The sequence below is a fragment of the Streptomyces sp. NPDC023481 genome, assembly GCF_055560195.1.
On sequence record NZ_JBVHJE010000009.1, the window covers coordinates 63164 to 87983 of the forward strand.

The window sequence follows — 24820 nt, forward strand, 5'->3', positions numbered from 1 at the left end:
TGACGTGCGCCCTGTGAAGCCGGTCCGTCCCGTCCTCGTCGTCATCGCCCACGGCAGCCGCGATCCGCGCCATGCCGCGACGGTGCACGCTCTCGTACGCCGGGTGCGTTCGCTGCGCCCGGACGTGCGGGTGGAGACCGGCTTCCTGGACTTCAACGTCCCGTCCGTGCACGGGGTGCTGGAGTCGCTGGCGGCGGAGGGGGTCCGTGACGTCGTGGCCCTCCCGCTGCTGCTGACCCGCGCGTTCCACGCGAAGGCGGACATCCCGGCCGTGCTGCGGGACGCGCCGGCGCGGCTGCGGATCCGCCAGGCGGAGGTGCTCGGCCCGTCGCCGCTGCTGGTGTCCGCTCTCGAACGGCGGCTGTACGAGGCGGGGTTGTCGCCCGCCGACAAGTCCTCGACCGGGGTCGTGCTGGCCTCGGCGGGGTCCTCCGACCCGGAGGCGATCGCAGTGATCGCCGACATCGCGCGGGAGTGGTGGCACACCGGTTGGTGCGCCGTGCGGCCTGCGTTCGCCTCCGCATCCCTTCCCCGTACCGAGGACGCGGTGCGGGAGCTGCGTGCGCTCGGCTGCGCCCGGGTGGCCGTGGCGCCGTACGTCCTGGCACCCGGTTTCCTGCCGGACCGTATCGCGCGCGGCGCGGCCGGGGCGGACGTCCTGGGCGAGGTGCTGGGCGCGGCACCGGAGGTGGCCCGGGTGCTCGTGCAGCGGTACGAGGGTGCCTGCCGGCCCGCGCTGGCGGCCCTCGGGGCGTGACCGGCGCCCCCTGGCGGTGGCGCGGGCACGCTCACAGGCCCAGGGCGGTGAAGAACTGCCGGGTGAAGGCGAGGCTGCCGGTGCCGGCGGAGGCCGCGATGGCGATGGTGTCGAGCGCGGAGCGGATCCGGCCCCGGTTGGGCGGCAGGCCGTCCTCGGCGGACTCCTGGAACTGGGCCTGGATGATCTCGCCCTGGCGCACCAGTTCCGGGTACTCGGCGCGCAGCGTCTCGATGAGCCGCGCGGAGAGGTCCAGCATGGTCGGCAGATCGGGGTAGGCGTAGTTGATCTCGGTCTGCCCGTGGTCACCGAAGTCGGCCGGGCCGTGGACGTTGCCGAAGTGGTAGGAGCTCATGTCCTGTCCTCCCTTGTGCTCCGGTGGCCCGGTTCCGGGCCGCGGGAGCCGTCGGATGGCTGGGGTTGGGGTTTCGGCGCGGGCGGCCCGGGAGAACTGTCCCGTGAGGCGCCGAAGTTGCCGGGACCGCTGAGGTTACGTCCTGTGTGTCGGTGCGTTCGGGGGAGCCGTGGCCGGAGATGTCGTCCCTGTCCCGGGCCCCGTGGGCGGTGCATCGGCGCCCAGGCGACGGCGTGGGCGCCGAGAGGGCCGAAAATCGCCACCCATCCGGGTGACGGGCGCGCGTTGACCACTCCGTCGGGCCGGTCTCCGGTGAGCACCCGGCCGCCGTACACGGCGACGTCGTCGTCGCGGTACGCGCACACGCTCAGGCGCCGGGTCACCCCGTCCTCGCGGTACCGCGGCAGCGACGGCAGTGGTCCGCCGGTCACGCTCATCCGTCCGTCCCCCTCAGGCCTTCCGCACGCCTCACCCTAGGGACGGCTCCGCGGGCTTGTCGCGTGGTTCGGCGAGGCACGGCGCCGGGGGGCGGGCGTGTGGTAAGGGCCGGCGCGGTCCGGCGCTCCCCTGTGACGTCGGACCGCGGCGGCTCTTGGTTCTGCGCCGGCCGGGGCCGCCGTGTCACACGTGCGGTGCGGCGCGCCCGCCGCAGGGGCGTTTATCGGCCATCACACCGCCGGGCGCCGCGGGTACGCCGGCCCCGGGCGCCGACGGCATCGTTCAACCGCCCTGCCGTACCGCGTCGTCGGCCAGCCGGACCAGTTCCGTGACCGGCAGCGAACCGGCCGGCCGGCCGTCACGCGCGAACGCGTTGGCGAGGCGTTGCAGCAGTTCGTTCAGCGGGGTCGGGACGCCGTGCAAGCGGCCGAGCAGGACGATCTCTCCGTTGAGGTAGTCGGCCTCGATCGTGCCGGTGCCCCGGACCAGGGACTGCCAGGAGGAGCCGCCGCCGCGCGGGACGCCGTCCAGCGGGACGAGGGTGACCTTGTCGCCGCGGGCCGCGCGCTGTTCCTCGGCGCCCGCGTACGCGATCCCGGCCGCGTCGAGCACCGCCTCGGCCTCCGCCCGGACCCGCGCGTACAGGGCCTGGGCCGCCTCGCTCACCACCGGTCCGCTCACCGCCTCCAGCGCGTTGCCGAGGTTGCCGAGCAGCTTGGCGTACTGCCAGCGAGCCACGTCGGGCACGACCGGCACCTCGAAGTACGCCTCCGCGAGGTCGGCGGCGATCCGGTGGGCGGTGTCGTCGGTGCCGTGCGGGGCGCGGCCGAGGTGCAGGACGCCGGTGAGCGGGGTGCCGGCGGCGGAGACGACCCCGGGTTCCACGAAGGTGGAGGGCAGCCAGACGCAGACGCCGTACACGCGGCGGAAGCGGCGCAGTGCCAGCCGGCCGCTCTCGACGCCGTTCTGGAGGCAGAACAGCGGGAGCCGTTCGGCCGCGATGCCGCCGCCGGTGACGGGGACGCCGGCCCAGGTGTCCAGGGCGGCCACGGTGTCCTGGGTCTTCACGGCGAGGACGAGGACGTCGTCGGGGCGCAGTTCGCCGAGCGGGCCCGGACCGTCGACGGCGGGCAGCCGGTACGTCGACTCCCCCTGGGGGACCCGCAGGCGCAGCCCGTGCTCGCGGAGGGCGGCCAGGTGCGGGCCGCGGGCGACGAGGACGACCTCGCGCCCGGCCTGGGCGAGCCGGCCGCCGACGGTACCGCCGACCGCGCCGGCTCCGATGATGACGTAGCGCATGCCGCCGAGCCTCGCACACACGCCCGGCCCCCGCACCGGCCGTCGCGGACCGGGTACCGCGGCCCCCGAGACCCGCCCCCCAGCGCCGCCCCCGAGAACCGGCGAAAGTGGCTGCACCGGCTGCCGGACCTCACCCACGACGAGGCACCGGTGCCGGCCGCGCCGCCGGCGCCCGACCGGGGCGAGCGGCTGACCGTCTGACTCCGCCCGCCGCCGCAGGGCCCGCCGGTTCCCCGTGGACCGGCGGGCCTCGCCGCGCTCTCGGCCGCGCTCCCCGTACTGCGGTGTGCCGCTGACGGCTACCGCGCGCCGCTCACGGACAGTTCGGCCTCGATGAGGTCGGCCGCCCGCCGGGTGCCGCCCTCCCGGGCCGTCTGCGCCTGCACCTCCTTGAGCCGGCGGGCCACCTCCGGGTCGTCCACCAGGGCGAGCGCGGCCTCGCGGAGCCGCTCGGCGGTGGCCTCCTCGGTGGGCAGGTGCCGGGCCACGCCGAGCCCCTGGAGCATGTCGGCGTTGCCGAACTGGTCGACGGCCTGCGGTACGGCGATCATCGGCGTGGCGGTGACCAGCCCCTCCTGGCTGCCGCCGGCGCCCGCGTGCGTGACGAACAGGTCGGCCTGCCGCAGGATCGCCAACTGCGGCACCCAGCTGTGCACTTCGACCTGGTCCGGTACGTCGCCCAGCGCCTCCCGGGTCACATGCCGGCCCACCTGGAGGACGACGTGCCAGCCGGGCAGGTCCGCGAAGGCGCGCACGCACTCCCGGTAGAAGGCGGGCTGGTTGGTGAAGGCCGAGCCGAGCGAGACCAGCACGACCTTCTCCGCGTCCGCGGGGCGCTGCCAGCCGCCCTCCTCGGCGCGCTCGCCCTGGCAGGCGCCGACGAAGCTGTACACCCGCTCGTCGACCCGGTCCGCGTGCGGCTGGAGCGCCCGCGGGATGAGCACCAGGGAGCGGGCCGGGTGGCCGGCGAAGGTGTCCGGGTGCTGGGTGATCCCGTTCTCGGCCAGCCACGCCTCGAACCGGGCGTAGTACGCCCGCCCGCGCTCCGTAGCCCGCGGCTCCCGCCACATGGGCTCGGCGACCTCCTCCTCGTAGCCCTCCCAGGCGACGAGGTTCGGGGAGAGGGAGACCGCGGGGACGCCCCAGCGGTGGGCGAGGACACGGGCCGGATAGGAGGCGATGTCGTGCAGGACGAGGTCCGGGATGTCGTCCGCGTAGGCCTCGGCCAGTTGCGGGAGCGCCTGGATCGCGTCGGCGAGGAACAGTTCCACGTGGTCGAGCAGGATGCTCCCCCAGGCCTCGGGGTCGGCGTCGGGGCCGGGCAGCGTGGAGGTGTAGGGCACGGGCCGGGCGCCGGTGGCGGCCACCTTGTCGGCGAGGGCCGGCGGGATGGCGTAGGTGACACGGTGGCCACGGGTGACGAGTTCACGGATCACCTCCAGGCTGGGGTTCACATGGCCGTGGGCGGCGATGGAGAACATGGCGATATGGGCGGGTCGGGTCGCGGTAGGCATGCACCCGAGACTAGGTGAGACGATACGTCTCGTCTAATTCTTTTCCCGCCCCCGCACCGCCCTCCCTGCCACGCCCCCGCACCGCGCACGCCGCGCCCCCTCTCCTCTCTCCCGGACACGACCGCTCAGCGCTGGTAGCGCGCCAGGACCAGGTTGCCGTCCCTCTCCAGGCGTCTGCGCAGCTCGGCGAGGCCGATCGCGCCGCTGTAGTACTCCTGGAAGGCCGGGGTGGCCACCTTGTCCTTCCATTCCGGGTAGCCGCGCACGGACTGGGCGGGCGCCGGGCGCAGCCGGGCCGCGAGGGCGGTGCCGGTGGCCCAGCCGTACTCGCCGGTGTGCAGGGCCGGGTCCTTCAGGGCCTCGGTGCCGGTGGGCAGCATCCAGTCGCCAAGGGCGAGGCGGACCGTGTTCCGCGGCCGCAGCAGGAAGTCGATGAACGCGACCGCCTCCTTCTTGTGCGGGCAGTCGGCGGACACGGACAGCGTTTGGGGGCTGACGCCCTGGTCGAGTCCGTCGGCGCCCGCCGGAGCCGGCAGCACCGTCCAGCGGAAGCCGTCGGGCGCCTGCTGCACGATCTGCTGCCGGTAGGAGAAGCCCAGCGGGACCATCGCGTACCGGCCGGCGAAGAAACCGGGCAGGGTGTCCGAGCCGCCGCTGCCGAGCGTCGAGGCGGGCGCGCTGCGGTCGAGGGCGACCTGGTCGCGGATGGTGCGCGGAACGACCGCGTCCCGGGCCGTGAACCGTACGGTGACCTTGCCGTCCGCGCCCCGGTGGAAGAGCCGCCCGCCCGCCGAGAGGGACAGGTCGAGCGTGGCGGAGACGGGCTCCTTCAGCGGCCAGGCCACGCCGTACCGCCCGGGCCCGCTCAGCCGCTCGGCCACCTTCCGGAACTCCGCCCAGCTCCAGGGGTGTTCGGGGGTCGGTATGCGCACCTTCGCCGCGCGCAGCCGGTCGGCGTCGGCGATCAGCACCCGGGGCTCCTGGAGGAACGGCACGCCGTACACCCCGTTCCCGAAGGCGGCCGTACGCCAGGTGGCCTCCGGGATGCCGGACCTGAGCCGGGCGGGCAGCAGCCCGGTCAGGTCGGCGAGGTAGCCGCCGTAGGCGAAGTCGGCCAGGTCGTCGGAGGCGTCGTGGATGACGTCCGGGGCCTCGCCGCCCTCGAAGGAGGTGAGCAGCTGGTCGTGGACGCTGTCCCAGCTTCCCTGGACGTACTCGACCTTGACGTCGGAGTGGGTCGCGTTCCACTCCCGCACCAGCTCCTTGTTGGCGGCGACGGACTCCTGCTGCCAGGCCAGGGACTGGAAGCGCAGGGTGACCGGGCCGCCGCCCGTGCCGCCGCCCGGGGAGCAGCCCGCGAGGAGCAGCAGGAGGGCGGCGAGTGCCGTGGTGACCGGGGTGGCGATCGTGGTGCGCATCAGCTCTTCACCGCCCCGGCGAGCAGGCCGCCCGTGATCCGCCGCTGGACGAGCGCGAAGACGGCCACGGAGGGCAGGGTGGCGAGGAACGCGGCGGCGGCGAGCGGCCCGAGGTCGGCCACCCCTTCCGCGCCGATGAAGTGGGTGAGGACGACCGGGAGGGTCTGCTTGCCGGGACTCTTGAGCAGCACCAGCGCGAAGAAGAACTCGTTCCACGCGGTGACGAAGGCGAACAGGGCCGTCGCCGCGATGCCGGGCCCGAGCAGCGGCGCCGTCACCGACACCAGCGTTCTCAGCCGGCCGGCCCCGTCGACGGCCGCCGCCTCCTCCAACTCGACGGGCACCGCCCGGACATGGCCGACGAGCATCCACAGTGCGAACGGCAGCGCCCACACGACGTACACCAGCACCAGACCGGTCAGGGAGTCGATCAGCCGCAGGTTCTTCAGCACCAGGAACAGCGGGATGATCACCAGCACGAACGGGAACGCCTGGCTGACCACCACCCACCCCGTGGCGGCCCGGGCCAGCCGGGTGCGGTGGCGGGCCATGACCCAGGACATCGGGGTGGCGATCAGCACGGCGACGGCGGCGGTACAGGACGCCACGAGCAGCGAGTTGAGGGCGGCGCGCGCCAGCGGCTGTTCGGCGAAGGCCTGCCGGACGTTGGCCAGGGTGGGGTCGCGCGGGATCCAGGCCGGGTGCAGGCTGCCGAGTTCACGCGGGGACTTCAGCGCGGTGGACAGCAGCCACAGCAGGGGGAAGGCCAGGAACAGCAGGTAGCCGAGGAGGGCGGCGTACTGTCCGGCGCGGGCGGCTCGGCGGGTCCGCGAGGCCCGTGGCGTGCGCGGGGGCCGTGGCGTGCGCGGGGGCCGTGGCGTGCGCGGGGGCCGTGGCGTGCGCGAGGTACGCGGGGTCTGCGGGGCCCGCGGGGTGCTCATGCGGGGTCACCGCCCCGCAGCCGGCCGGCCAGGAACACCGCGAGCAGGGTCGAGACGACCGCGACGAGCACGCAGCCCATCGCCGCCGCGTAACCGAACTGGCCGTAACGGAAGGCCTCTTCGTAGGTGAACAGCATCGGCAGCCGGGTTCTGCCCCCGGGTCCGCCGCTCGTGACCACGTAGACCAGGGCGAAGGAGTTGAGGTTCCAGATGAGGTTGAGCGCGGTGATGGCGAGGGCCACCGGCCGCAGCGCGGGCCAGGTGACGGCACGGAAGCGGCGCCAGGCGCCCGCGCCGTCGACGGCCGCCGCCTCGTGCAGTTCGCGCGGGACGTTCTGCAGTCCGGCGAGCAGCGCGACGGTGGTCTGCGGCAGGCCCGCCCAGACGCCGACGACGATCACCGCGGGCAGCGCGGTCGCCAGGCCGCTCAGCCAGTCCCGGCCGGTGCCGAGGCCGAGGTCGCGCAGGGTCTCGTTGAGGACACCGGCGTCCGGGTTGTAGACCAGCCGCCACATGATGCCGACGACGACCTCGGGCATCGCCCAGGGCACGATCGCGAGGGCGCGGGCCAGGCCGCGCAGGCGCAGGTCCTGGTCGAGCAGCAGGGCCAGGCCGAGCGCCAGCAGGAACTGCGGCACGGTCACGCCGGCCGCCCAGACCAGTCCGATCCGGAACGACTCCCAGAAGAGGGTGTCGTGCAGCAGGTCCCGGAAGTTGAGGGCGCCGATCCAGCGGGTGGCGGCCGTCCGGCCGGACTGGGCGTCGGTGAAGGCCAGCAGGATGCCGTAGAGCAGCGGGCCGACGCTCAGCAGGAGGATCGGGACGAGGGCGGGCAGGACCAGGAACCAGGAGCGGTGATCGGCGGTCCGGCGGCCGGCCGGTCCTCGTGCCGATGCCGGTGGTGTCCGCGCTTCGGCCACTGATGCCACGGGATCAGCCCCTTTGCCTGCGCCGGTTGGCGTGTTCATGGTCGTAAAGGCCCGGTACCCCGTCAAGGGCCCGCGCACGGCGGCCGACCTGTGGGAATGCGAGACTGGCCGAGGACGGGGGCCGGGGTCCGGACAGGCACGGCACGGGAAGACGGCACGGAGGCACGAGGATGGACGAGGCACGCGCACGGGACGTACTGGCCGCGGCGGGAGTGCTGCCGGGTCCGGCCCGGGACGCGCGGCTCCTGGCCCTCGGGGAGAACGCGGTGTTCGCGGCCGGCGATCTGGTGGTGAAGGTGGGCCGGGACGCCGAACTGCTGGCGCGGGCCGAGCGCGAGCTGGCCATCGCCGGCTGGCTGGCCGGGGCCGGCGTACCGGCGGTCCGGGCGGCGGGGCCGGAGCCGCTGCTGGTGGACGGCCATCCGGTGACCGTGTGGCACCGGCTGCCGGATGCCGTACGGCCCGCGGAGCCGCGGGACCTGGCCGTACTGCTGCGCCGGGTGCACGCACTGCCCTCTCCTCCCTTCGGTCTGCCGCCCCGCGACCTGCTGGGCGGGGTGGAGCGCTGGCTGCGGCTCGCGGGCGACGCGATCGACCCCGAGGACGCGGCCTTCCTCCGGGCGCGCCGGGACGGTTTCGCGGACCGGGCCGCGGCGCTGACGCCCCGTCTGACGCCGGGGCCGATCCACGGCGACGCGCTGCCGCGCAATGTGCACGTGGGGCCGGACGGGCCGGTCCTGGTCGACCTGGAGACCGTCTCCGCCGATCTGCGCGAGCACGACCTGGTCGTCATGGCCCTCTCCCGCGACCGCTACGGCCTGCCCGCCGAGGCCTACGACTCCTTCACCGAGGCGTACGGCTGGGACGTGCGCGAGTGGGAGGGCTGCGCGGTGCTGCGGGGCGCCCGGGAGACGGCCAGCTGCGCCTGGGTGGCCCAGCACGCCCCGGGCAACCCGAAGGCGCTGGCCGAGTTCGAACGCCGGGTGGCGTCGCTGCGGGACGGAGACGAGACGGTGCGGTGGTACCCCTTCTGAGGGGACCCGTCGGACACGGAGGACCGCTACGCGGGCTGGCCCTCGGTCAGCTCCCGCAGGGGCCAGGCGCCGTCGACCACCGCGTCCGCCTCCCCCTTGCGGCGCAGGAACGCCTGGAAGTCGGCCGCCCAGTCCGCGTACCACTCGATCTGCCGCCGGTGCAGCTCGGCCGGCCCCACGGACGCGATCTTCGGGTGGCGCTCGGCTATGGCGGAGGCGAGCCGCGCCGCGGCGAGGGCGTCTGCGGTGGCGTCGTGGGCCGCGCCGAGGACTATGCCGTACTCGGCGCAGACCGCCTCCAGGTTCCGTTTGCCGCGGCGATAGCGGTCGACCCGGCGGTCGATGGTGTACGGGTCGATGACCGGGGCGGGGCTCGTGCCGCCGAGCCGGTCGGTCAGCGACGGCAGTGCGTACCGCCGCAGTTCGGCCGAGAGCAGGGTGAGGTCGAAGGCCGCGTTGTAGGCGACGACCGGGACACCCGTCTTCCAGTAGGCGACCAGGACGTCCGCGATGGCGTCGGCCACCTGGTCGGCCGGGCGGCCCTCGGCCGCCGCGCGTTCGTTGCTGATGCCGTGGACGGCGACCGCGTCGGCCGGGATCTCCACACCCGGATCGGCCAGCCATTCCCGGCGTCCCATGGGCTCGCCGGCCCTGACCTCGATCACGGCCCCCGTGACGATGCGCGCCGCACGCGGATCGGTCCCGGTCGTCTCCAGGTCGAAGCCGATCAGCAGCTCCCGGTGCCAGCCCATGGGCGGCCCCCCTTCGTGGTGGTGCTTTCCCCCAGTGGCTCCCACCATCGCACGCGGCACTGACAATCCGAGGTGCGCGTTCCGCTTGCCCCCCGCGGACGGTTCAGGACACCGGGCGCGAATCCGCCCACGCCAGCTCGAACTCCTCCCGGTATGTCGGGAAGAGGCCGACTTCACCCACATCGTCGGACCTGACCAGCTTGCCGCCGTTGCGGAGAACCAGCACCGGCGACTCCATCCCCCGCGCCCCGCGCAGATAGGACTGCGTCACGGCGATCCCGTCGGCGCCGTCGCCGTCCACCAGGTAGGCGGTGAAGCGGGGCGTCTCGTCGTACACCTGGATCTCGAACGCGCCCGGGTCGCGCAGACGGGAGCGCACCCGGCGCATGTGCAGGATGTTCATCTCGACCGACCGGCTCAGTTCGCCCCGCTTCATCCCGAGTTCGCGTTCGCGGCGCTTGACCGAGCTGGAGGCGGGGTTGAGGAAGAGCAGCCGTACCCGGCAGCCGGACTCGGCGAGCCGGAGCAGGCGCCGTCCGGAGAAGTTCTGCACCAGCAGGTTCAGGCCGATGCCGATGGCGTCGAGCCGGCGGGCGCCGCCGAAGATGTCCTCGGCCGGGAACTGGCGCAGCAGCCGCACCCGGTCGGCGTGGACCGCGACCACGTCGGCGTACCGGTCGCCCACCAGGTCCTCGACCGCGTCGACCGGAAGCCGACGCGCGGAGGGCACGTCCCCGCCCGCGCCGAGCATCTCCAGCAGCCGGGCCGAGGCCCGCTCGGCCTGCCCGAGGACCGCCTCGGACAGGGCCCGGTTGCGGGAGACGACGTTGCGCGTCACCTCCAGCTCGTCCAGGGCGAGTTCCAGGTCGCGGCGCTCGTCGAAGTACGGCTCGAAGCAGGGCCAGTGCTGCACCACCAGCTCGCGCAGCTGCGGCAGGGTGAGGAAGCTGAGCACGTTGTCGTCGGCCGGGTCGAGCAGGTAGCCCTTGCGGCGGCTGACCTCGCGGACGGCGACCGCGCGCTGCACCCACTCCTGCCCGGCCGGGCCGGCCGCGGCCACCACCCACTCGTCGCCGTGCACGGGTTCGTAGACGGGCCGCAGTACGGCCGCCACGACGGCACGCAGCCGCTGTTCGACGAGGTTCAGCCAGATGTAGGCCCGGCCCGCCCGCTGGGCGCGGGTGCGCACCTCGCGCCAGGCGTCGGCGTCCCAGTCCAGCTCCGGTCCGATGGACCCCGCGTCCATCGGACGGGCCAGGGACACCGCGCCGGGCGGGACGTCTGTGGAGTTTCCCTCGTGACCCTCGTCACCAGGAGGCAGCTCCAGCCCTCCCGAGCCCACCCGTGCACCGCCTTCCGCCCCCCGGGCCTCTCCCGTCTCAACGATCAAGGAAGGGTACTCCGCGAGCGGTCGGCGGTGCAGCAGGACGGGCAGGTCGGTTTCCCGGCCGCCCGGCTCAACTACGCTCTTCCCAGTGGCCGTTCTGCCATGCCAGGTCCTTCGGCGTGAGCGGATTCATAGCCGTGACGTCGCGCGGGGCGATGGAGAAGCCCTGCCAGTGCACGGGCATGGGCTGCTGGTCCTCGTCCCGGGCGATGTGGTGGAAGCCGACGTTCATCCAGACCACCGGGTGGGTGATGGTCTGGCCGTTGACCCACTTGTCGACGGAGTTCGGGTGCCCGCCGGCGCACGTCGGGTTGTAGCTGGCGAACAGCTCGCACTTGTCGTACTGGGTCACGTACAGGTCGTGCCGGGTGAAGGCGCGGCCCGGGTACTTGGTGGTGGGCCCGGGGACCAGCTCGTACGAACGGGCGTGCCCGTCCTTGTTCTTGCCGGTCGCGCTGACCACCCGCCACCAGCGGTAGGTCTGGTAGTCGCCCGCGAACTCCTTGGTGATCTCGGTGCGGGTGGTCTTGGCGGTCGGGCCCTCCTGGCCCCTGGTGGGGGCGCTGACGGTGGAGTCGTACTGCTCGACCCTGGCCTTGGAGGAGCCGTCGAGGCCGAAGTCGAGCCGCCAGAAGACGTTGTGGCTGTGGCTGGTGGAGTAGTCCCTGGCGCCCTTGCCGATGGGCCAGCCGCGGCCGTCCTGGGCGTTGTAGTCGTCCCAGGAGAGGCTGCCGGTCGCGCCCACGTTCATGGAGATCGTGCCGTCGTCCTGGAAGCGCCACTCGCTGATGTACTCGTACCAGCCGACCTGGTTGACCGTGTAGACGAGCAGGTCCTTGCCCTGCTGCTGGTAGGTCCTGCCCGACTGGAGCAGGTCGTGCATGCGGTAGGCGTGACCACGCGAACGGGTGGTCGTACACAGGCCCTTGACGTTCGGGTGGCTCGGGTCGCCGTCCGGGACCTTGACGGTCCTGATGGTGCCGCCGGGGCACTCCCCCGGTGACAGCTCCATCAACTCCTGGGCGAAGTCCTGGCCCGTCAGGTCGTAGTACTCGTGCTTCCCGTCGTCGTACGGAACGTGGATCTGGCCGAGCCGCACGCTGTTGAGGACCTTGATCGGCCTGGTCTCGCCCTTGGGCTGGTAGGAGACGTCCTCCAGGACGAGGCCGGCCTTGCTGTCGTAGCGCCAGCACATCCGCCAGGTCGTGCCGGTGCTGAGCTTCTGCTCGATGGTGTAGGCGGCGCTGCAGCCGGGTGCCGCCGCCGGCGCGGTCCCCGGCCGGGCCGCGGCCGGCCCGGCGAGCGTCGTGGCGCCGGCGGCCAGCGCGGCGAGGGACAGGGCGACGGCCGCGCTCTTGCGGGCGGCGCGGCGCAGACCCGGGGCGCCGCCGGTCAGGTGCTGTTCGGGCATGACGAGGTGACTCCTTGCCGGAGGTCGGGTGGGAGGGGCGGGCGGCGGCCGGTCAGCCGCGGTCCAGGGCGGCGGCCTTGCGGGCGCTCAGGTCGATCACCAGGTCCCTGGTGTCGATCCAGGGCCCGTTGCGCACCTTGGTGAACAGGCGCACGCACCGGTGCTCGCCGCACCGGTCGAGGACGGCGGGCTGGGCGCCCGGCGCCGCCTCGTAGATCCCTCCGCTCAGCTGCAGTTGGTCCGGTGAGGTCAAGTCCCTGCCGGTGGCGTCCCTGTAGTCCGCCTTCAGGCCCGCGCCCAGCGGGTGGGCGATCAGGATCCGGGCCGCCTCGGCGTTCTCGGCGCGGGTGGGCGGCGGCTGGACACCGCGCTGGGTGCCGGTGGCCTCGACCTTGCCGGTGTCCAGGTCGACGGTCTTGGTGACGAGGGTGTCGTTCCCGTAGTCGTAGAAGGTCACGTCGGCGCGCCTCGGCGCGTTCGGGTCGTCGGCCTCGGCGGCCTCCGGTTCGGCGAGGTCGGTGCTCAGCCGCTCGGGTCCGCGGCCTCCGACGACGTCCCGGCCCGTGGCCGAAAGCCGTCCCGCCTCGGCGATCCTCTCGACCCTCCGGATCTCGTCGTCGGTGAGCGGATCCCGCCCGGTGCCCCGCTTCGCCTCGGCGGGTGCCCCCTCCACGACGCCCGGCGGTGCGGCGTCAGGACCCTGCCCGGACTGCCGCGCGGCCCGCGTACCGCCCCCGGCCCCCGCCGAGTCGTCCGCGCCCGCCGTGCCCGGCAGGGTGACCGCGACCATGGCGGCGGTCCCCGCCGCGGCCAGGGCCGCGCCGGTCAGTACTTTGCCCAGATGACGGTGGACTCTCTCGTGCACATCCTCCCCCTGCTCCCCTGTTCCCCGCGGGATCGCGAGTCCGCCCCGCTGGTTCGGCGTACGGCGGGTACCAGAACCGCCATACGCACTGGTCACTGTTGAAGAGGGCGGGTGAGCCACGCAAGGTTGCCTCACTTTCGGACGAGACGCGGGGCCGACCCGGCCCCACCCGGACGGCACACCTGGGAGAGTCGTATCCATGCAGGTCTGGCCTGGAGAGGCGTATCCGCTCGGCGCCACCTATGACGGCGCCGGAACCAACTTCGCGGTCTTCACCGAGGCCGCGAACCGAGTAGAGCTGTGTCTGCTGCACGACGACGGCTCGGAGACGGCGGTGGAACTGCGCGAGAGCGACGCGTTCGTACGGCACGCGTACCTGCCGGGCGTGATGCCCGGGCAACGGTACGGGTTCCGGGTGCACGGCCCGTACGACCCCGGGCGCGGACTGCGTTGCAACTCGGCGAAACTGCTGCTCGACCCGTACGCGAAGGCGGTCAGCGGCTCGGTCCGGTGGGGCGAGGAGGTGTACGGGTACCACTTCGGCGCGCCGGAGCGGCGCAACGACCTGGACTCCGCGCCGCACACCATGACCTCCGTCGTGATCAACCCGTACTTCGACTGGGGCGACGACCGGCCGCCCCGCACCGAGTACCACCACACCGTGATCTACGAGGCCCACGTCAAGGGCCTGACCATGCGCCACCCGGGGCTCCCCGAGGAACTCCGGGGCACCTACGCGGGCCTGGCGCACCCGGCGATCATCGAACACCTGACGAAGCTCGGGGTGACCGCGATCGAGCTGATGCCGGTGCACCAGTTCGTGAACGACCACCGGCTGGTCGACATGGGCCTGAACAACTACTGGGGCTACAACACGATCGGCTTCTTCGCCCCGCACAACGCGTACGCCTCCTGGGGCGACCGCGGCCAGCAGGTCCTGGAGTTCAAGTCGGCGGTCCGGGCGCTGCACGAGGCCGGGATCGAGGTCATCCTCGACGTGGTCTACAACCACACCGCCGAGGGCAACCACCTGGGTCCGACGCTGTCCTTCAAGGGCCTCGACAACCCGTCGTACTACCGGCTCACGGACGATCCCCGCTACTACATGGACACCACGGGCACCGGCAACTCGCTGCTCATGCGGTCCCCGCACGTGCTCCAGCTGATCATGGACTCGTTGCGGTACTGGGTCACCGACATGCACGTCGACGGCTTCCGCTTCGACCTCGCGGCCACACTGGCCCGGCAGTTCCACGAGGTGGACCGGCTGTCGTCGTTCTTCGACCTGGTACAGCAGGACCCGGTGGTCTCCCAGGTGAAGCTGATCGCCGAGCCGTGGGACGTGGGCGAGGGCGGTTACCAGGTGGGCAACTTCCCTCCCCTGTGGACCGAGTGGAACGGCAAGTACCGCGACACCGTACGGGACCTGTGGCGGGGCGAGCCGCGCACCCTCGCGGAGTTCGCCTCCCGGCTGACCGGTTCCTCCGACCTCTACCAGGACGACGGCCGCCGGCCGCTCGCCTCCATCAACTTCGTCACCTGCCACGACGGTTTCACGCTGCACGACCTCGTCGCCTACAACGACAAGCACAACGACGCCAACGGCGAGGACAACCGGGACGGCGAGAGCCACAACCGGTCCTGGAACTGCGGCGCGGAGGGCGACACCGACGACGAGGAGGTGCTGCGGCTGCGCGGCCGCCAGATGCGGAACTTCATCGCCACGCTGATGCTGTCCCAGGGCGTGCCGATGATCAGTCACGGCGACGAGTTCGCCCGCACCCAGCGCGGCAACAACAACGCCTACTGCCAGGACAACGAGCTGTCGTGGATCGACTGGCCGGAGTCCCTGGAGAGCGGTCTGCTGGAATTCACGCGCGCGATGGTGTGGCTGCGCCGCGACCATCCCGTGCTGCGCCGGCGCCGCTTCTTCCACGGCCGGCCGGTGGAGGGCACCCATGACGAGCTGTCCGACATCGCGTGGTTCACCCCCGAGGGCGGTGAGATGACACAGCAGGACTGGAACTCGGCGCAGGCGTCCGCGCTGACGGTGTTCCTGAACGGCAACGCCATCTCCGAGCCCGGCCCGCGCGGGGAGCGCATCACCGACGACTCCTTCCTGCTGATGTTCAACGCCTCCCCCGAGCCGCTGGACTTCCTGGTGCCGGTCGACCACGGCCGCCAGTGGCAGGTGGTGGTCGACACGGCCCGCCCGGACGGCGTACCACCGGGCACCGGCGAGAAGGTCGCGGCCGGCGACCACCTCACCCTCCCGGACCGCAGCCTGACCGTGCTGCAACGGCCGGCGTAGGGCGTACGGACGAGACGCGCGGCCCTCCGGCGGGGGCCGCGCGTCTCGTCCGTACGGGGGGCGATGACACAAAAGGCGGTGAGCGGGGTACGTAGGTTCCCATGACTTCTGCGCGATCCGGACCGGCAGTGCCCACGGCCACCTACCGGCTGCAGCTCCAGCCCGCGTTCCCGTTCGCCGCCGCCGAAGCGGCCGTACCGTACCTGGCGTCGCTCGGCGTCTCGCACCTGCACCTGTCGCCCATCCTGGAGGCCGTGCCGGGCTCCGCGCACGGCTACGACGTCGTGGACCCCGCGCGCGTGCGCGAGGAGCTGGGCGGCGAGGAGGGCCTGCGCGCGCTGGCGCGCACCGCGCGGGAGCACGGTCTCGGCCTGGTGGTGGACATCGTGCCGAACCACATGGCGGCGTCGCCCCGGCACAACCGCGCCCTGTGGGAGGTGCTGCGCGAGGGGCCCGGTTCGCCGTACGCCCGCTGGTTCGACATCGACTGGGAGGCGCAGGGCGGCCGGGTGCTGCTGCCGGTGCTCGGCGGCCCGATCGGCGCGGAGCTGCCCCACCTGCAGGCCGACGGCGACGTGCTGCGCTACCACGACCACGTCTTCCCGCTGCGCCCCGGCACCGGGCACCTGCCGCTGCCCGAGCTGCTGGACGCCCAGTGGTACCGCCCGGTGTGGTGGCGGCTGGCCCGTACCGAACTGAACTACCGGCGGTTCTTCAGCATCTCGGAGCTGATCGGGGTGCGGGTGGAGGACCCGGAGGTGTTCGAGGCCACCCACGCCACGATCCTGCGGCTGCTGGCGGAGGGGGTGGTCGACGGGCTGCGGATCGACCACCCCGACGGGCTCGCCGACCCCGACGGCTACCTGGCGCGGCTGCACGAGGCGACCGGCGGGCGCTGGACGGTCGTGGAGAAGATCCTGGCCGACGGCGAGCACCTGCCGGCCTCCTGGCCCGTCGCGGGCACGACGGGCTACGACGCCCTGCGGCACGTCGACGGCCTGTTCACGGACCGCACGGGGGCGTACGAACTGCTGGGGCGCTACCGGGCGTTCGCGGCGCCGCAGACGGACCGGGGCGGCAACTGGGAGGCCACGGCCCGGCGGGCCGCGTACAAGGTGCTCACGCACGAGCTGGCCACCGAGACGGAACGGCTCACCCGGGTGGCCGCCCGGCTGTGCGCCGCCTCGCCCGACCTGTCGCTGCGCGACCGCGCGCCGTGGGCGCTGCGCACGGCCGTGGAGGAACTGCTGGTCCGGATGCGGGTCTACCGGCCGTACGCCTCCGGTGACGCCGCCGCTGTGATCACCGAGGAGGCCGCGGCGGAGGCCCGGCTGGCGTTCGTGGTGCCGGAGGAGGCCGAGGCCGTCGGCATCGTGCGCCGCCTGCTGGTCGAGCCGCCGGGCGACCCGTCGGCGCCGGACCACGCCGACCGGGTGGAGTTCCGCACCCGGTTCGCGCAGACCGCGTCGGCGCTGCGGGCCAAGTCGGTGGAGGACACGGCGTTCTACCGCTATGTGCCGCTGTTGTCGACGGCCGAGGTGGGCGGCGACCCGGGCAGCCCGGGCGTGTCGCCGGAGGAGTTCCACGCGTACTGCGCGCGCGTGCAGCGCGACTGGCCGCTCACCGGCACGGTCGTCTCCACGCATGACACCAAGCGCAGCGCGGACGTGCGCGCCGCGCTGGCGGTCCTCACCGAGTGCCCGGACCGCTGGTCGGCGTTGCTCGCCGAGGTGAGCCTGGCCGAGGAGGGCGCGCCGGACGGGCAGCTGGCCTGGGCGGCCTGGCAGACGGTGTTCGGGCTGGGGCCGGCCGAGGAGGACCGGGTCCGGGAGGCGCTGCTGAAGCATGTGCGCGAGGCGGGCATGTACACCAGCTGGACGGAGCAGGAGCCGCCGTACGAGGAGGCGGTGGCGGCGTTCGTCGCGGCCGGGCCGTGCGGGCCGCCCGGCGAGCGCGTGGCCGCCCTCCGCAAGGCGCTGGAGCCCCACGTGAGGGCCAACGTCCTCGGCACCGCGCTGGTCCATCTGACGATGCCGGGGGTGCCGGACGTGTACCAGGGCTCGGAGGGCGAGTACCGGGCGCTGGTGGACCCGGACAACCGGCGCCCGGTGGCGTTCCCGCCGGAGGCGACCGGCGAGAAGGACGCGCTGACGGCGGCGGCGCTGCGGCTGCGCGCCCGGCGGCCGGACGCGTTCGGCGCGGACGCGTCGTACGAGCCGCTCACGGCCGAGGGGCCGGCGGCCGACCACTGCCTGGCGTTCGCGCGATCCGGTGCGGTGGTCACGGCGGTGACCCGGCTGTCGCTGCGGCTCGCCGAGGCGGGCGGCTGGCAGGAGACGCGGCTGCCGCTGCCACCCGGCCGCTGGGCCGACGTGCTCACTCCCGGGCGGGAGTTCTCCGGCCACGCGCGCGTGGCGGACCTTCTGGACCGGCTCCCGGTGGCACTGCTGGAACGGGTCGCGGAGGACTGACGGGACCGGGGCTCAGGTGGCCGGTACGGCGGGCGGCTCGCACGCCTCGTACGGCCCACGGGCCCCCGGAGCCGGCCAGGCGCGGGGGCCCGTACGAGGGCGGGTCCCCGCGTCCGGGCGCCCCCGGGAGCCTCCCCCGCCGCGACCTTGACAGTTGCCCCGCCGCGTGGGGGACTGGGAGGGCGAAGCCGGGCGGACAAGTCGGGGGTGAGTCCTCTGCCGGAGCTGCGCTATCCCAGCGTTTGCGAACTGGTCGCCTCCGCTCAGGCCCTGGCGGCGCGGGAACCCGGGCTGTGCGCGCTGCGGCAGGTGGGCGTCTCGCGCGCGGGAAGACCCTTGCACCTGCTGTCGGTGGGGCACGCCCGCCGTGCGGTGCTCGTGGTGGCGGGCGCGCACGCCAACGAGCCGACGGGCGGCTCCACCCTGCGGGTGCTTGCGGAAAGAGTGCTGGCGGAGCGCGGGTTGCGGGCGGGCGTCTCCTGGCACTTCCTGCTGTGCGCGGACCCGGACGGCGCGAGTCTGCATGTCACCCCGGCCCCGCGCAGCCTGCTCGACTACCACCTCGGCTTCTACCGTCCGACGGGCGCGGAGCAGCCGGAGTGGTCGCCCTCCGTACTGCCCCCGGACCGGCTGCCGCCCGAGACGCGGGCACTCACCGGGGTGATCGACGAGCTGCGCCCGTACCTCCAGGTGACCCTGCACGGCACCGATCTGGGCGGCAGCTGGGTGCAGTTGACCAAGGACGTGCCGGGCCTCGCGGAGCCGTTCGCCAAGTCCGCGGCGGAACTGCACATTCCGGTGGAGACGGGGGCCTCGGACGCGGCGGGCTGGCCGGCCTCCGGCCCCGGGGTGCACGTGATGCCCGGCCCGGACAGCGGCGTGGCCTATCCGAGCATGCCGGACGACGCCCGGCACAGCACCTGGTACCACACCCACCGGTACGGCGGTCTGACGGCCGTGGTGGAGGTGCCGATGTGGGCCAGTGACCTGGTGGACGACCCGGCTCCGCACCCGGCCCCGGCGGCGGCCATGCGGCGGCTGGCCGTGCGGTTGCTGCGGGACGCGCGGGAGGTGGAGCGGGTCCTCGCCGAGGCGCTGCCCCGGCTGGACGGCGTGGACGGCCCGCTGCTGCGGGCCGCGCGGTGGGCACTGGAACTGATCCCGGGCCTGGCCGAGGACTGGACCCACACCTCCCCGGCGGGCACGACGATGGCCTACGTGGGCAGCGTGGACGCCTTCGGACGGCGGCTGCCGCTGCGGGCGGCGGCGATGCTGCTGCGGGTGCTGCGGGAGGCGGACGACCGGGCGGCGCCCCGCCTGGAGCAGCTGGTCGCCACCTGGTGCGACGCCTTCGCGGAGCGGTTCAGGGCCCGCTGGGTGCCGTTGGAGCACCAGGTGGAGCACCAGTCCCGGACGGTGCTGGTGGCGGCGCAGCAGGCCCGCGAGCAGGCGTGGTGAGCCGGCCGGCCCACGCGGCGGGCCCACGCCGTCGGTCGCACGCCGTCAGGCTCACGCCAGCAGGCCCACACCGGCGGGCCCACGCCGTCAGGCCCACACCGCCGGGCCCACACCGCCGGGCCCACGTCGGCAGGCTCACGCCGTCGGTCTCGCACCGTCAGGCCACGCCGTCGGTCTCGCACCGTCAGGCCCGCACCGGCGGGCGTCGTCAGGCGCCCACCGGCAGACCCCCGTCGGCCGGAGCAGCGCGCCACGCCCCCGGCAGGGCCGCGCGCTGGTCAGCCGTCCAGGGTGAAGACCGACCCCGTGCGCGCCCTCATGACGCACGCGCTGGTGTACGTCTCCTGGAAGTCGACCGCCCGGCCGCTCCAGCGCCCGCGCGCGCGGACGGTCACCGGCGCGAAGATCATCGGGCAGAAGACGTGCGCGGCCGGGATACGGCCGATGTCTCCCCCGGCGGCGGTCAGGTCGGCGCACGCCTGGGCCGCGTGCGCGTGCCCCACGGGCGGGTCGCACAGCAGCAGCGCGCCGCGGGTGTCGGAGGACCGGGCGTCGCCCTTGGCGACCGTCAGGTAGAGCCAGGTGCGCGGGAGGTTGTCGTGGGCGGCCGCCCGGGCCGGGCCGGCGGTGAGAAGTCCGGTGGCGGCCAGCAGGGCGCCGGCCGCCGCTGCCACTCTGGTGAGGTGTGTCATGCCCGTTCCATCGGCACGGCGGCCCCGCTTCCGCAGTGCGGCTCACCCGATCGGGAGCACGCACGTGTGCCCGGGAGTGACTTCCGACGGACCCGGCCGGGCCGGGTCAGCCCGTCGCGAGCCGGAAGGCCGCCCGGCCGAAGGCGACCTGGTCGCCCTCGCGGACGACGACCGCCCCGATGACGCGGCGGCCGTTGACGGTGGTGCCGTTGGTCGAGCCGAGGTCCCTGAGGACCCACAGGCCGCCCTGGTGGCGCAGTTCGGCGTGCACGCGGGAGACCGTCTCGTGGTTCAGGCGCAGCCCGTTCGCCGGATCGCGGCCGATGCGCAGCGGGTGGTGGTGCGACGGGTGCGGCAGCAGCAGCTTGGGCAGCCGCTCGGCCTGCCAGGCCCGGCGCAGCCGCACGGTGAACCCGGAGACGGCCTCCACGGTGCCGAGGACCGCGCGGGAGAACCGGTTCTCCTGGGGCAGGTCGGCGACGAGCGCGGCGAGTTCGTCGGAGCGGCGCGCGACGAGCGCCAGCTCCATGCGGCGGACGAACGTGTCGTGCGAGAGCCGGCCCAGGGCGACGCCGTCACGCAGTACCCGCAGCGCCTTGTCCCGCTCCGCGTCGGACAGGCGCGCGGGGTAGGTGGAGAACTCGAAGGACGACGTCACGCTGGTGATTGTCGGACAGTGAACCCCGAGTGTCCAGAAAACGCGGAATCGGTGCCGGTGTACGGGCACTTCCGCGACACCTGCCGGCAAAGCGCGGATTCGAAAGCGGATTGATCGTCCGGGACGGCACGATGGAGACGCGGGACAACACGGTGAGCAGACGAAGGGGAACCGTCCGTGCAGTTCGAGGTGTGGGCACCGCAGGCAGACCGAGTGACGCTCCATTGCGAGGGCGCCACGCGCGCGTTGGCGCGCGACCCCGCGCGCGAGGGGTGGTGGACGGGCGAGGCGGAGGCGCGGGACGGCACGCGGTACGGGTTCGCGCTGGACGACGGGCCGGTACTGCCCGACCCGCGCTCGCGCCGCCAGCCGGACGGCCCGGACGGGCTGAGCGCGGTCGTGGACCACACACGCCACGAGTGGCGCGCGCCGTGGCCGGGGCTCGGGCTGCCGGGCGCGGTGCTGTACGAGCTGCACGTGGGCACGTACACCCGCGAGGGCACCCTGGACGCCGCTGCGGCCCGGCTGGAACACCTGGTGGAACTGGGCGTGACCCACGTCGAGTTGATGCCGTTGTGTCCCTTCCCGGGGCGGCACGGCTGGGGGTACGAGGGTGTGTCGCTGTGGGCGGTGCACGAGCCGTACGGCGGCCCCGAGGCACTGAAACGCTTCGTCGACCGGGCGCACGCGCTCGGGCTGGGCGTCGTCCTGGACGTCGTACACAACCACTTGGGCCCGTCGGGCAACTATCTTCCGCTGTTCGGGCCGTACTTCACGGACACGCACACCACCCCGTGGGGTTCGGCGGTGAACCTGGACGCCCCGGGCTCGGACGAGGTGCGCGCGTTCCTCGTGGGCAGCGCGCTGGCGTGGCTGCGGGACTACCGGCTCGACGGGCTGCGGCTGGACGCGGTGCACAGTCTGTACGACACGCGCGCGTGCCACTTCCTGGAGGAGCTGTCGGCGGCCGTGGACGGCCTGGCCGAGGAGGTGGGCAGGCCGCTGTTCCTGATCGCCGAGTCGGACCTGAACGATCCGCGGTTCATCACCCCGCGCGCGGAGAACGGCCTCGGCCTGCACGCCCAGTGGAACGACGACTTCCACCACGCCCTGCACACCGCGCTGACCGGCGAGTCGCAGGGCTACTACGCCGACTTCGCGCGCAACCCCTTCGGCGCGCTCGCCAAGACGCTGATCGGCGGCTACTTCCACGACGGCACGTACTCCAGCTTCCGGGGGCGCGGTCACGGCCGGCCGCTGGACCGCGCGCGGGTGGCCGGGCACCGGCTGCTGGGCTACAGCCAGACCCACGACCAGGTGGGCAACCGCGCCCAGGGCGACCGGCTCGCCGCCCACCTCTCCCCCGGCCTGCTGGCCTGCGCGGCCACGCTGACGCTGACCGCGCCGTTCACGCCGATGCTGTTCATGGGCGAGGAGTGGGCGGCGGGCACGCCCTGGCAGTTCTTCACCGACCACACCGACCCCGAGCTGGCCGAGGCGGTACGGCGGGGCAGGCGGCGGGAGTTCGCCTCGCACGGGTGGGCCGAGGAGGACGTACCCGACCCGCAGGACCCGGCGACCCGGGACCGGTCCTGCCTGGACTGGTCGGAGCCCGAACGCGAGCCCCACGCGCGCGTGCTCGCCTGGTACCGCCGTCTGATCGCGCTGCGCCGGGAGCAGCCCGACCTCACCGACCCGGACCTGGCCGACACCAAGGTGGCGTACGACGCGGACGCCCGCTGGCTGGCCTTCCGGCGCGGGGACGTACGGGTGGCGGTGAACCTGGGCCCGCGGGCGGCGGCGATTCCCCTGGGCACCGGCCGGGTGGAGGTCCTCGCGGCCTGGGACCCGGTCGAGGCGCCGGGGCGGGACGGGCTGCTCCAGGTGCCCGGGGAGTCGTGCGTGGTGCTGACACAGCCCTGAGACGGCCTGGGGGCACCCGCAGGATCCTTGCAGCCCTGTGGGTGCCCAGGGGGCCGTAGGGCCGCGTCAGGGCTCCGGGTCGTCCTCCTGGAAGTCCGTCACCCGCTCCAGCAGGATCGGCTCCCAGGCGCGCCGCAGCTGGGTGCGCAGCAGGGGCAGCGCGGCGTCCCCGGAGCCCGCCAGGCGGTCGGTGAGGCGGAGGACGGTGTCACAGCGGGCCAGCCACAGGCCGCGCAGGCAGGGGCGGGCGCCGTAGCCGGCGAGGGTGGCGGCGCGGACGGCGGCCGGGGAGCCGACCGCGACGGCCAGTCCCGCGATGTCCTCGGCGGGGTCGCCGAAAGCCGCCGCGGTCCAGTCCAGGATGCCGCGCACCCGGCCGTCGGCGCTGACCACCACGTGCGCGCCGGTCAGCCCGTGGTGGGTCAGCACGGCGGTACCGGGCTGCGCGGCGAGCTGGGCCGCGCCGGGCGGGGTCAGCTGGAGCAGTCGGGCGGCGTCGAACTCGTCGGCGGCGGCGAGCCGTTCGGCCGCGTGTACGGCCATCCGGCGCAGCGCCTCCAGGGAGCGCGGGGCGGTGCGCGGCACGCCGAGCGCCTCCGCCTGCCGGGCCGGCACCGCGCGCAGCCCGCTCAGCAGCCCGGCGAGATCGGCCTCGCCGACGGCGGAGACGTCGTACTCGTCGGCCGTGCCGCCGGGCACCCGGGTGTCGAGGGTGTAGGCGAGGCCGGGCGCCCAGTCGCCGTGCGCGACGCTGGTCGGCACGGCGACGGGCACATGCGGGCGGACCAGGTCGCGCAGGCGCAGTTCCCGGCGGCGGCGGACGGAGGCGTCGCGGTCGGGCGCGAGGCGCAGCACATGGCGGCCGCCGATCCACCAGGTGTGCTCGCGGCCCTCCGTCACGGGCCGCACGTCAAGACCCCCGGAGCCGTCGCCGCCGCCCTCCTCGATCAGCGAACGGACCAGTCTGCGGACGGTGTCCGCGGTGGGTGTCGGTGCCTGGGTCATGGGTCGCGCGTCGCCGTTCCGGGTGTCGTCGTACGTGGTCTCCTCGGGCCTGTCAGTCCACTATGACCATCTCACGCGTGGTGGTGTTGAGGCGGCGGCCGCCGCCCTCCGTCACCGTGACGATGTCCTCGATGCGCACCCCGAAACGGCCGGGCAGGTAGATCCCGGGCTCCACGGAGAAGCACATGCCGGGCACCAGCGGCTGCTCCTCGCCCTCGATCATGTACGGCGGTTCGTGCGTGGTGACGCCGATGCCGTGCCCGGTGCGGTGGATGAAGTACTCGCCGTACCCGGCGTCCGCGATCACCGCGCGGGCGGCGCGGTCGACCTCCTGGCAGGCCACGCCCGGGCGTACGGCCCGGAAGCCGGCCTCCTGGGCGGCGCGCACGACGTCGTGGACCCGGCGCTCCTCCTCGGTCGGCTCGCCGACGTGGACCGTGCGGCTGGTGTCGGAGCCGTAGCCGTCCTTCAGGCCGCCGAAGTCGAGGACGACCATGTCGCCGGGCCGGATGACGCGGTCGCCGACCTCGTGGTGCGGGTTGGCGCCGTTCGGGCCGGAGCCGACGATGGTGAAGTCGACCTGACAGTGGCCGAAGCGGCGCAGCAGGCCGGCGAGGTCCCCGCCGACGTCCGACTCGCGCCGGCCGGCGAAGGGAACGTTCCGGATCTCCTCGAACGTTGCGTCGGCAGCCGCTGCGGCGGCGGCGAGGAGTTCCAGCTCGGCCGCGTCCTTCACCGCGCGGAGCATGGGCAGGGCGTCGGTGAGGGAGGCGTAGGAGGTGTCGGGGAGAGCCCGCTGGAGGCCCAGCAGGTGCATCGCCCAGGTGTTGTCGCTGATGCCGAACCGGCCGCGGTCGTCGAGGAGGCCCGCGGTGACGGCGTAGGGATCCTTGCCGTCCGTCCAGTCGCGCAGGGTGAGCGCGGCGGCGCCGGCCGCGTGCTCGGCGTCCGGGGCCTCCAGGGTGGGCACGACGAGAACGGGGTCCCGGCCGGGGGCGAGGACCAGCACGGTGAGCCGTTCCGTGACCGCGGTGGGCGTGTAGCCGGTGAGCCACACCATGTCCGGCCCCGGGGCCACGAGCAGCCCGGCGAGCCCCGCGTCGGCGGCGGCACGCGCGGCACGCTCCATGCGGGCGCGGTAGTCGGCGGCGGTGAAGGGCGCGAACGTGGTACCGGTCATCCGGACCTCCGGGCACGGGCGG

Annotated in this window: 20 protein-coding genes; 6 read left to right on the forward strand and 14 right to left on the reverse strand. The window is 74.0% G+C overall.

Going from position 1 to position 24820, the window contains the following annotated elements:
* Window positions 1-4 precede the first annotated feature (4 nt).
* Complete coding sequence (locus tag ACZ3ZD_RS19115) at window positions 5-757, forward strand: sirohydrochlorin chelatase (RefSeq protein WP_467398564.1); 753 nt, start codon at window positions 5-7, stop codon at window positions 755-757.
* A 31-nt stretch (window positions 758-788) separates the two neighbouring features.
* Here ACZ3ZD_RS19115 and ACZ3ZD_RS19120 read toward each other — a convergent pair whose 3' ends face one another.
* From ACZ3ZD_RS19120 to ACZ3ZD_RS19145, 6 genes are all read right to left on the reverse strand, one after another.
* Window positions 789-1112 carry a hypothetical protein gene (locus ACZ3ZD_RS19120; protein ID WP_467398567.1) on the reverse strand — a complete coding sequence of 108 codons (324 nt, stop codon included), beginning with the start codon at window positions 1110-1112 and terminating at the stop codon, window positions 789-791.
* A gap of 720 nt (window positions 1113-1832) precedes the next feature.
* Window positions 1833-2849: a ketopantoate reductase family protein gene (locus ACZ3ZD_RS19125; protein ID WP_467398569.1), complete on the reverse strand. Its 1017-nt coding sequence runs from the start codon at window positions 2847-2849 to the stop codon at window positions 1833-1835.
* A 299-nt stretch (window positions 2850-3148) separates the two neighbouring features.
* A complete protein-coding gene (mgt, locus tag ACZ3ZD_RS19130; protein WP_467398572.1) occupies window positions 3149-4363 on the reverse strand; it encodes a macrolide-inactivating glycosyltransferase in 1215 nt (404 codons plus the stop codon).
* 125 nt (window positions 4364-4488) lie between these two features.
* Complete coding sequence (locus tag ACZ3ZD_RS19135; protein WP_467398574.1) at window positions 4489-5781, reverse strand: ABC transporter substrate-binding protein; 1293 nt, start codon at window positions 5779-5781, stop codon at window positions 4489-4491.
* On the reverse strand, window positions 5781-6722 hold the full coding sequence (locus tag ACZ3ZD_RS19140; RefSeq protein WP_467398577.1) for a carbohydrate ABC transporter permease: 942 nt from the start codon (window positions 6720-6722) through the stop codon (window positions 5781-5783). The genes ACZ3ZD_RS19135 and ACZ3ZD_RS19140 overlap by 1 nt, the downstream gene beginning before the upstream one ends.
* Window positions 6719-7642 (reverse strand): carbohydrate ABC transporter permease, encoded by a 924-nt coding sequence (locus ACZ3ZD_RS19145; RefSeq protein WP_467399003.1) that lies wholly within the window; start codon window positions 7640-7642, stop codon window positions 6719-6721. The genes ACZ3ZD_RS19140 and ACZ3ZD_RS19145 overlap by 4 nt, the downstream gene beginning before the upstream one ends.
* A 179-nt stretch (window positions 7643-7821) precedes the next feature.
* On the opposite strand from ACZ3ZD_RS19145, the gene ACZ3ZD_RS19150 reads away from it, so the two are divergent.
* Window positions 7822-8685, forward strand: coding sequence for a phosphotransferase enzyme family protein (locus ACZ3ZD_RS19150; RefSeq protein ID WP_467398579.1), 864 nt, complete (start codon window positions 7822-7824; stop codon window positions 8683-8685).
* Between the two features lie 26 nt (window positions 8686-8711).
* Here ACZ3ZD_RS19150 and ACZ3ZD_RS19155 read toward each other — a convergent pair whose 3' ends face one another.
* From ACZ3ZD_RS19155 to ACZ3ZD_RS19170, 4 genes are all read right to left on the reverse strand, one after another.
* Entirely contained in the window at window positions 8712-9437 is a 726-nt protein-coding gene (locus ACZ3ZD_RS19155; RefSeq protein WP_467398581.1) for an exonuclease domain-containing protein, read from the reverse strand.
* Window positions 9438-9540: 103 nt separating this feature from the next.
* Window positions 9541-10779 carry an SAV2148 family HEPN domain-containing protein gene (locus tag ACZ3ZD_RS19160; RefSeq protein WP_467398584.1) on the reverse strand — a complete coding sequence of 413 codons (1239 nt, stop codon included), beginning with the start codon at window positions 10777-10779 and terminating at the stop codon, window positions 9541-9543.
* Between the two features lie 115 nt (window positions 10780-10894).
* On the reverse strand, window positions 10895-12235 hold the full coding sequence (locus ACZ3ZD_RS19165) for a copper amine oxidase (RefSeq protein WP_467398586.1): 1341 nt from the start codon (window positions 12233-12235) through the stop codon (window positions 10895-10897).
* 52 nt (window positions 12236-12287) lie between these two features.
* Window positions 12288-13100: a Tat pathway signal sequence domain protein gene (locus ACZ3ZD_RS19170; protein ID WP_467398587.1), complete on the reverse strand. Its 813-nt coding sequence runs from the start codon at window positions 13098-13100 to the stop codon at window positions 12288-12290.
* A 199-nt stretch (window positions 13101-13299) separates the two neighbouring features.
* Here ACZ3ZD_RS19170 and glgX point away from each other — a divergent pair, with 199 nt between their 5' ends.
* From glgX to ACZ3ZD_RS19185, 3 genes are all read left to right on the forward strand, one after another.
* Window positions 13300-15411, forward strand: a complete 2112-nt coding sequence (glgX, locus tag ACZ3ZD_RS19175) for a glycogen debranching protein GlgX (RefSeq protein ID WP_467398590.1) — start codon at window positions 13300-13302, stop codon at window positions 15409-15411.
* A 101-nt stretch (window positions 15412-15512) separates the two neighbouring features.
* The gene (treY, locus tag ACZ3ZD_RS19180) at window positions 15513-17882 is read left to right on the forward strand and encodes a malto-oligosyltrehalose synthase (RefSeq protein WP_467398592.1); all 2370 of its coding nucleotides are present in this window, start codon (window positions 15513-15515) and stop codon (window positions 17880-17882) included.
* Between the two features lie 207 nt (window positions 17883-18089).
* Complete coding sequence (locus ACZ3ZD_RS19185; protein ID WP_467398595.1) at window positions 18090-19340, forward strand: M14 family zinc carboxypeptidase; 1251 nt, start codon at window positions 18090-18092, stop codon at window positions 19338-19340.
* A gap of 278 nt (window positions 19341-19618) precedes the next feature.
* Here ACZ3ZD_RS19185 and ACZ3ZD_RS19190 read toward each other — a convergent pair whose 3' ends face one another.
* A complete protein-coding gene (locus ACZ3ZD_RS19190) occupies window positions 19619-20032 on the reverse strand; it encodes an SSI family serine proteinase inhibitor (protein ID WP_467398597.1) in 414 nt (137 codons plus the stop codon).
* Between the two features lie 106 nt (window positions 20033-20138).
* Window positions 20139-20690: an FHA domain-containing protein gene (locus ACZ3ZD_RS19195; protein WP_467398600.1), complete on the reverse strand. Its 552-nt coding sequence runs from the start codon at window positions 20688-20690 to the stop codon at window positions 20139-20141.
* 177 nt (window positions 20691-20867) lie between these two features.
* On the opposite strand from ACZ3ZD_RS19195, the gene treZ reads away from it, so the two are divergent.
* Window positions 20868-22613 (forward strand): malto-oligosyltrehalose trehalohydrolase, encoded by a 1746-nt coding sequence (treZ, locus tag ACZ3ZD_RS19200; RefSeq protein ID WP_467398601.1) that lies wholly within the window; start codon window positions 20868-20870, stop codon window positions 22611-22613.
* A gap of 66 nt (window positions 22614-22679) precedes the next feature.
* On the opposite strand, the gene ACZ3ZD_RS19205 is transcribed toward treZ, so the two are convergent.
* Both ACZ3ZD_RS19205 and ACZ3ZD_RS19210 read right to left on the reverse strand, forming a co-directional pair.
* Entirely contained in the window at window positions 22680-23618 is a 939-nt protein-coding gene (locus ACZ3ZD_RS19205) for an aminoglycoside phosphotransferase family protein (protein WP_467398602.1), read from the reverse strand.
* 52 nt (window positions 23619-23670) lie between these two features.
* The gene (locus ACZ3ZD_RS19210; RefSeq protein WP_467398605.1) at window positions 23671-24798 is read right to left on the reverse strand and encodes a M24 family metallopeptidase; all 1128 of its coding nucleotides are present in this window, start codon (window positions 24796-24798) and stop codon (window positions 23671-23673) included.
* Between the last annotated feature and the right edge of the window lie 22 nt (window positions 24799-24820).

Coding starts and splice junctions, on each gene's coding strand:
- mgt (WP_467398572.1), bottom strand. CDS start 4,363: ATGCCTACCGCGACCCGACCCGCCCATATCGCCATGTTCTCCATCGCC.
- ACZ3ZD_RS19120 (WP_467398567.1), bottom strand. CDS start 1,112: ATGAGCTCCTACCACTTCGGCAACGTCCACGGCCCGGCCGACTTCGGT.
- ACZ3ZD_RS19140 (WP_467398577.1), bottom strand. CDS start 6,722: ATGAGCACCCCGCGGGCCCCGCAGACCCCGCGTACCTCGCGCACGCCA.
- ACZ3ZD_RS19165 (WP_467398586.1), bottom strand. CDS start 12,235: ATGCCCGAACAGCACCTGACCGGCGGCGCCCCGGGTCTGCGCCGCGCC.
- ACZ3ZD_RS19205 (WP_467398602.1), bottom strand. CDS start 23,618: ATGACCCAGGCACCGACACCCACCGCGGACACCGTCCGCAGACTGGTC.
- ACZ3ZD_RS19155 (WP_467398581.1), bottom strand. CDS start 9,437: ATGGGCTGGCACCGGGAGCTGCTGATCGGCTTCGACCTGGAGACGACC.
- ACZ3ZD_RS19135 (WP_467398574.1), bottom strand. CDS start 5,781: ATGCGCACCACGATCGCCACCCCGGTCACCACGGCACTCGCCGCCCTC.
- ACZ3ZD_RS19190 (WP_467398597.1), bottom strand. CDS start 20,032: ATGACACACCTCACCAGAGTGGCAGCGGCGGCCGGCGCCCTGCTGGCC.
- ACZ3ZD_RS19150 (WP_467398579.1), top strand. CDS start 7,822: ATGGACGAGGCACGCGCACGGGACGTACTGGCCGCGGCGGGAGTGCTG.
- glgX (WP_467398590.1), top strand. CDS start 13,300: ATGCAGGTCTGGCCTGGAGAGGCGTATCCGCTCGGCGCCACCTATGAC.
- ACZ3ZD_RS19210 (WP_467398605.1), bottom strand. CDS start 24,798: ATGACCGGTACCACGTTCGCGCCCTTCACCGCCGCCGACTACCGCGCC.
- ACZ3ZD_RS19125 (WP_467398569.1), bottom strand. CDS start 2,849: ATGCGCTACGTCATCATCGGAGCCGGCGCGGTCGGCGGTACCGTCGGC.
- treY (WP_467398592.1), top strand. CDS start 15,513: ATGACTTCTGCGCGATCCGGACCGGCAGTGCCCACGGCCACCTACCGG.